Genomic DNA, 6,333 nt, shown 5'->3' with positions numbered 1-6,333 from the left:
CAGCGGGGTAGAAGTCCGCCCATCATCGGGGACCTCGACGTCTACCCCCAACACCCTTGCCCGATCGGCGCGCCCACACTCAACTCTGAAGAGCCTGATTCCCAGCCAGTACGTGTTCATCAATTACGGCTGTTGAAACTCACGGGTACCAGCTAGTAATGGAAGCGGCTGGGGCTTGTCTGGCATGGGCCGGACGGACTGCGCAGCGGGGCGCGGGGCCCCGGCTCAACCGCCAGCGCCCGCCGCGCGACATCTGATCCCTCCCGGGTATATCGCCCGCCCGAAGTGTGGTCTTACGCTCATATGTCTTTGGTCCTTTTGTGCAGCCGAAACTAAGAGGTAAGGTGACGCTTACATTCACCTGCGACGGATCCTGGAGGGATCACCCATGAAACGCACTGTTGCGGCGTTGCTCGGCGCTCTTGCGCTGTTTGCTGCCAGCTGTTCACCCGCCACCGAGGCCCCCGCATCGAAGAGCAAGGGCACGATGACGGTCTTCGCGACGACGGGCTATATCGGGGACGCGGTCACCCGGATTGCTCCCAAGGCTGAAGTCACGGTCATGGTGAAGCCGGGCGGCGACCCCCACACCTACCAGCCGTCGACGCAGGACGTGGAGAAGATGAAAAGCTCCGACGTTGTGCTCTGGAACGGGCTGCATCTCGAAGCGATGATGGAAAAGCAGCTGAAGTCGCTCGGCGATAAACAGCTCGCGGTCGGCGAGCAGATCGATAAGTCGAAGCTGTTGCCCTGGCCCGAAAAGGACGACGAGGGCAACGAGCTGCACGACCCGCACATCTGGAACTCGCCGGATATTTGGCAGGAGGTCGTCGACCAAATCGCGACCAAGCTCTCGGCCCAGCAGCCGGAGAACAAGGCGGAATTCGAAGCGAACGCCAAGAAGTTCAAGGACGAGATCGCCGAGATGAAGAAGTCCGCGGAGACCCAGCTCGCCGCGGTTCCGAAGGAGCAGCGCCACCTCATCACGGGCCACGACGCGTTCCAGTACTACGGCAAGACCTTCGGCATCGATATCCGTGCGACCGACTTTGTCACGAGCGAATCCCAGCTGTCCGCGGCCGAGCTCGACGAGCTCGCCACCTTCATCGCCGAGAAGAAGCTGCCGGTGGTCTTCCAGGACAACCTGAAGAACCCGCAGGCCATCACAGCGCTGAAGGAAGCGGTGCGCGCCAAGGGCTGGGAGGTGGAGGTCTCCGACGAGGAACTCTTTGCCGACTCTCTCGGCGACCACTCGCCGGTCGACACCTACATCGGCGCCTTCACCCACAACACCGAGGCCATCGTCAAGGGCCTGACCAAGAAGTAATCAGGAGAATTCATGCGCGCCCTAAGCCTGACCAACCTCACCGTTGCCTATCACGACGTGATGGCGCTGCGCGACGCGAACCTCACGGTCCCCGCTGGCGTCATCATGGGCGTCGTGGGGCCGAACGGCGCAGGAAAGTCGACGCTGATCAAAGGAGCGCTCTCACTCGTACCGACCCTTTCGGGCACGGCCGAGTTCTTCGGCGAACCCTTCAGCGCCGCGCGGCATCGGGTGGGCTATCTACCGCAGCACGCCTCAGTGGACTGGGACTACCCGGCCACCCTGTTCGACGTCGCCCTCATGGGCACGTTCGATTCACGGCGGTGGTTCGCGCGCGCAACCGCACGCGACCGCCAGGTAGCTCATGAGGCGCTTGCGGCTGTCGGTCTGGATGCACTCGCCGACCGACACGTGGGGGAAGTCTCGGGCGGGCAGCGCCAGCGAACGCTGCTCGCCCGAGTACTTGCCCACCAGGCCGATATCTACTTCATGGACGAACCGTTCGCCGGGGTCGATGTCGCGAGCCAGGACACGATCACCCGGGTGCTGCATGACCTGCGCGCGGCGGGTAAGACGATCGTCATCGTCCACCATGATCTCGCGACGATCCCGCAGCTGTGCGACGAGGTGGCACTCATCGACGGGACCGTCGTCGCCCACGGGCCTGTCGATTCCGTCTTCACGCGCGACCTCATCGACCGCACCTACGGGTTGGGGGACGTGAGCGCCGCATGCTGAGCCTGGTCGACTTCCTCACCACGCACACCTTTCGCCAGATGGTGATCGGGTGCGCGCTCATCGGCGCGCTCGCGGGAGCGATGGGCTGCTTCGTCTACCTGCGTAAACGCACACTCATGTCCGATGTCATCGGGCACTCCGCGACGACCGGAGTCATGGTCGCGTTCCTCACCGGCGCGCTCGTCCTCGGCATCGACGGTCGCTCGCTGTGGCTGCTCGTCGTCGGCTCCGTGCTCACCGGCACGATCGCGGCGGTTCTCGCCGATCGGATCGCCGAGCGGACGCGCGTCGGGATCGATGCGGCGATGGCGATCATGCTCGCGCTGTTCTTCGGCACGGGCATGATCCTGCTGCGCGTCATCGAGCGCTCGACGATCCGCGGACGCGGCGGGCTGAAGGACTACTTCTTCGGCAACGCCTCGCTGCTCACGACCGGGGACGTTACGACGATCGTCACGCTCGCCGTCCTCATCGGCGCGCTGCTGCTCGTCTTTTATCGGCCGCTTGCGCTGCACACCTTCGACCCGCTCGCGGCCGAAGTCTCCGGGGTGCGCTCCCGGATCGCGTCCCCGCTGCTGCTCGTCGGCGTCTCCGTCGCCGTCGTCGTCGGGGTGAAATCCGTCGGCCTCATCCTCATGGTCGCGCTCGCGGCCATCCCGCCGGCCACGGCCCGGCAACTCACTCGGCACTTGCACACGATGGTCGTGCTCGCCGCGGCGACCGGTGCATTCGGCGCGGTCCTCGGCAGCTACCTGTCCGTCGCGCTCGGCAAGGTGCCCACAGGCCCGGTGATCGTCCTGGTCTTGACCGCAATGCTGGTGCTCTCTCTCCTGTTCGCACCGCGTCGCTCGGTCCTGGCCAGGGCGGTCAACCGCCGGGGGCTCAAGCAGGAGGCCGTGGCATGAGTTTCGCCATCGCGGTCTTCCTCCTCGCGCGCGTCACCGCCGTCACGAGCGCGCTGCCCGGCACGTTCCTCGTGCTACGCCGCCAGTCGATGCTCGTCGACGCCATGAGCCACGCCGCCCTGCCCGGGATCGTGCTCGCCGCGCTCGTGCTCGGCTCGATCAACTCGCCGTGGCTCATCGTGGGGGCTGGGGCCGCCGCGATGCTCGTCGTCTTCGGCGCGCAGTGGCTGCGCTCGACGGGCCTCATCACCGGGGATGCCGATCAGGCGCTCGTGTTCCCGGCGTTGTTTTCGGTCGGCATTATCCTCATCTCGACGCGGTTCGCGCAGGTCCACCTGCACGAAGACGCCGTCCTCGTCGGGGATCTCAACTTCGCCGCGTTCCACCCGCTCATCCTTTTCGGGCGCGATTTCGGTCCGCAGTACATGTGGCTCATGCTCGGCGTGCTAGCGCTGAACGCACTTTTTCTCGCGATCTTCTACCGGCCGCTCACGCTCTCGACCTTCGACGAGGCCTACGCCCGCTCGCGCGGCATCGCGACGGGGGCGCTGAACTACGCGCTCATGGCGCTCGTCGCCATCAACGTCGTCGCGGCCTTCAACGCGGCGGGCGCCGTACTCCTCGTCGCGCTCATGATCGTCCCGCCCGCGACTGCGCTGCTGATCGCGCGCACCGTGCCGCAGCTCATCGCCTATGCGCTCGGCTTCGCGACGCTCGCGGCCGGCGTCGGGTTCTGGCTCGCCTACGCGACGGACGCCGCCACATCGGCGACGATGGCGGCCGTCGAGGGCGTGATGTTCCTACTCGTATGGGGCGTCGTCGCGGCGCGGAAGACCGCTCGGGCGCGCAAACTCGAAGTTGTCGGCTAGCGCCTTGGCGACGGCCTGACGGTTCGCGGTCCCCGCAGGGTTTTCGGCAATGAGCTGCGTGATCGAGATGCCCGCGACGCGCATCGCGAGCGCGGCGATCAGCCGGCGCTGCGTGAGGTCGTAGCGCGGGTTCAGGGCCTCGGCGAGGGCTTCTTCGATTTCCCGATTGTGCCCGAACGATGCGCTCATGAGGTGGGGGTAGCGGCGGAAGACCTCGCGTCGCAGCTGCCACAGTTCGGAGCGCTGCGACAGGTTGATGACGTAGTCGGTGACGGTGTGCTCCAGCATCGTCCACGGATCGAGGTGCTCCGGCAGGGAGCGCAGCTTTTCCGCGGCCGCAGCAGCCCGGTCCGGGTCGGCGCCCGTGAGGGCATCGTCCTTCGTGGGGAAATAGTTAAAGAACGTGCGGGGGGAGACCTCGGCTGCTTCCGCGATCTGGGCAGTCGTGACCTCGTCGAGGCCGCGCTCGGCGACGAGGCGGATCGCGGCCTCGTGGAGCGCGGCGCGGGTGCGGCGCTTGTTTTCTTCTCGGCGCCCTTCGCATGCGGTCATGGCATAAGAGTAGGACGAAACCCCAGCCGTACGAGCTCAGTGACGCCCACCGCCGAGTCTTCATCGGCCTCATGATCGGCATGCTCGCCGCCTCGATCTCCCAGACGATCGTCGGCCCGGCGATGCCGCGTATCGTCCCCGAACTCGGCGGTATGGACCACTACTCGTGGCTCGCGACCTCCGCGATGCTCGTCTCCGCGGTCACCGTCCCGATCGTCGGCAAGCTGTCCGATATGTATGGCCGGCGCCGCTTCTACCTCGGCGGCCTCGTGATCTTCATGCTCGGCTCCGTCATGTCAGGCTCCGCGCAGAGCTTCGGCTTCCTCATCTTTGCCCGCTCCGTGCAGGGCCTTGGCGTGGGCGCGCTCATGCCGATGTCGCAGACGATCATCGGCGACATCATCCCGCCGCGCTTCCGCGGCAAGTACCAGGGCTACATGGGCGCCGTCTTCGGCGTTACCTCCGTGGCCGGGCCGCTCGCCGGCGGCTGGATCACCGACCACTTCGGGTGGCGCTGGCTGTTTTACGTCACCCTGCTGCTCGGCATCGCCGCGCTCGCGGTGATCGCGAAGTTCCTGCACGTCGAGCACACGCCGCGCAAGGCAAAGATCGACTACCTCGGGATGACGACGATGACCATCGCGCTGCTGTGCCTGCTGCTCGCGACCTCGCTCGGCGGCACCAGCTACCCGTGGGGCAGCGCGCAGATCATCACGCTGTACGTCGTCGGCGCGCTCATGCTCCTCGTACTCCTCTTCGTCGAGCGCACCGCGATCGAGCCCGGATCGAGGACGGAGCCGACGCTCTGGCCGACGCCTTCCGGCATGCGCGAGGCGGCGCCCGGATGCGATCACGACGGTGTTCGTCTCGGCGTTGCCGATCGCGGCGATCGTCTTAATCGCGACGCTCTTGATTAAGAACCAGCCGCTGCGCAAAACCGTGGGCTAGAGCGGCAGGCCGATCTCGGCGAGCGTCGCGCGCAGCTCGTTGGCGAGGCCCGGATGGGCGGCAAACGTGAGGGTGAAATTCTCGCGGCCGCCCACCGGGCCCATGACGATCGCGCCGGCCTCCCGTGCGATGAGTGCGCCTGCGACGTGATCCCACGGGTGCAGGCCATTTTCGTAATAAGCGTGGACTCGGCCCGCGGCCACCCCGACGAGGTCGAGGCTCGCGGCCCCAAGGCGCCGAATATCGGCGACCTTGTCGATGAGCTTGGCGACCTGGGCCGCCTGCTCGAGACGGACTTCAGCCGAGTAGGCAAACCCGGTCGCGACGAGCGAGGTGCTAAGCGTGCGATCCCCGGTCAGGTGCAGCAGCGTGCGGTCGGTGAACGTGTAGGAGCTCGCGTCCATCGAGTAGCGCAGCAGCTCAGCGCCGCCCCCGCGGGAGGCCCGCCAGAGCTCGTGCAGACTCGGGTTCGCGACCGCGCCTGCATAGGGGGTCCAGGTTTCGGGGTCGGCGGGGCCCTCGCAGTAGACGACTCCGATAGACGTACCCCAGTTGGGGATGTCGTAGGTGTAGTTGACGGTCCCGTCGATCGGGTCGACGACCCACGTCAGTCCCGTCGACGACGATTTTTCTCCCGATTCTTCGCCGAAGAACCCGTCGTCGGGGCGGAGCCGGTCGAGCTCATCGCGGATGAACGCTTCGGTCGCACGGTCGGCTTTCGTCACGAGATCCGTCGGGGTCGTCTTATTGGCGGCGACCTCGACCCCCTCGTTCCTCATGCGCTTCGCCTTCGTGGCAGCGCGAACAGCAATATCGCAGGCGAGGTCACATAACGTGGCGGCGGGTGGCAGTGAAGCCGGAATGCTCGTCATGCCTCGACTCTACGCATCCCGCGCCGCAATGTGGACCGCGGTTTTGGAGGTCGGACTGCCTCGTTTTACGCTATTGGCTCGGGTACCTCAGACGGACGCACTGCGCCCGGCCCCCACCACCA

The 6,333-nt window shown here is 66.3% G+C and carries 7 protein-coding genes; 5 read left to right on the top strand and 2 right to left on the bottom strand.

The window, feature by feature from the left end:
- Window positions 1-388 precede the first annotated feature (388 nt).
- The 4 genes from BSZ39_RS05755 to BSZ39_RS05740 are packed head-to-tail and all read left to right on the top strand — an operon-like array spanning window position 389 to window position 3,839.
- The gene (locus tag BSZ39_RS05755; RefSeq protein ID WP_073716417.1) at window positions 389-1,327 is read left to right on the top strand and encodes a metal ABC transporter solute-binding protein, Zn/Mn family; all 939 of its coding nucleotides are present in this window, start codon (window positions 389-391) and stop codon (window positions 1,325-1,327) included.
- Window positions 1,328-1,339: 12 nt separating this feature from the next.
- The gene (locus tag BSZ39_RS05750) at window positions 1,340-2,065 is read left to right on the top strand and encodes a metal ABC transporter ATP-binding protein (RefSeq protein WP_073716416.1); all 726 of its coding nucleotides are present in this window, start codon (window positions 1,340-1,342) and stop codon (window positions 2,063-2,065) included.
- Window positions 2,059-2,970, top strand: coding sequence for a metal ABC transporter permease (locus tag BSZ39_RS05745; protein WP_222842874.1), 912 nt, complete (start codon window positions 2,059-2,061; stop codon window positions 2,968-2,970). The genes BSZ39_RS05750 and BSZ39_RS05745 overlap by 7 nt, the downstream gene beginning before the upstream one ends.
- Window positions 2,967-3,839 carry a metal ABC transporter permease gene (locus tag BSZ39_RS05740; protein ID WP_073716415.1) on the top strand — a complete coding sequence of 291 codons (873 nt, stop codon included), beginning with the start codon at window positions 2,967-2,969 and terminating at the stop codon, window positions 3,837-3,839. Before BSZ39_RS05745 ends, BSZ39_RS05740 begins: the two co-directional genes overlap by 4 nt.
- Here the strand turns inward: BSZ39_RS05740 and BSZ39_RS05735 are convergent.
- A complete protein-coding gene (locus BSZ39_RS05735) occupies window positions 3,771-4,391 on the bottom strand; it encodes a TetR/AcrR family transcriptional regulator (protein WP_073716414.1) in 621 nt (206 codons plus the stop codon). The genes BSZ39_RS05740 and BSZ39_RS05735 overlap by 69 nt on opposite strands.
- Between BSZ39_RS05735 and BSZ39_RS05730 the strand changes: the two genes are divergently transcribed.
- Window positions 4,382-5,308, top strand: coding sequence for an MFS transporter (locus tag BSZ39_RS05730; RefSeq protein WP_083602980.1), 927 nt, complete (start codon window positions 4,382-4,384; stop codon window positions 5,306-5,308). The genes BSZ39_RS05735 and BSZ39_RS05730 overlap by 10 nt on opposite strands.
- 27 nt (window positions 5,309-5,335) lie before the next feature.
- On the opposite strand, the gene BSZ39_RS05725 is transcribed toward BSZ39_RS05730, so the two are convergent.
- Window positions 5,336-6,211 carry an inositol monophosphatase family protein gene (locus BSZ39_RS05725; RefSeq protein ID WP_073716413.1) on the bottom strand — a complete coding sequence of 292 codons (876 nt, stop codon included), beginning with the start codon at window positions 6,209-6,211 and terminating at the stop codon, window positions 5,336-5,338.
- Window positions 6,212-6,333 lie beyond the last annotated feature (122 nt).

It is taken from the genome of Bowdeniella nasicola, from assembly GCF_001907295.1.
Lineage (GTDB): Bacteria > Actinomycetota > Actinomycetes > Actinomycetales > Actinomycetaceae > Bowdeniella > Bowdeniella nasicola.
The sequence above is the reverse complement of the archived record's forward strand: the minus strand, read 5'-3'. Positions and strand labels throughout refer to the sequence as shown.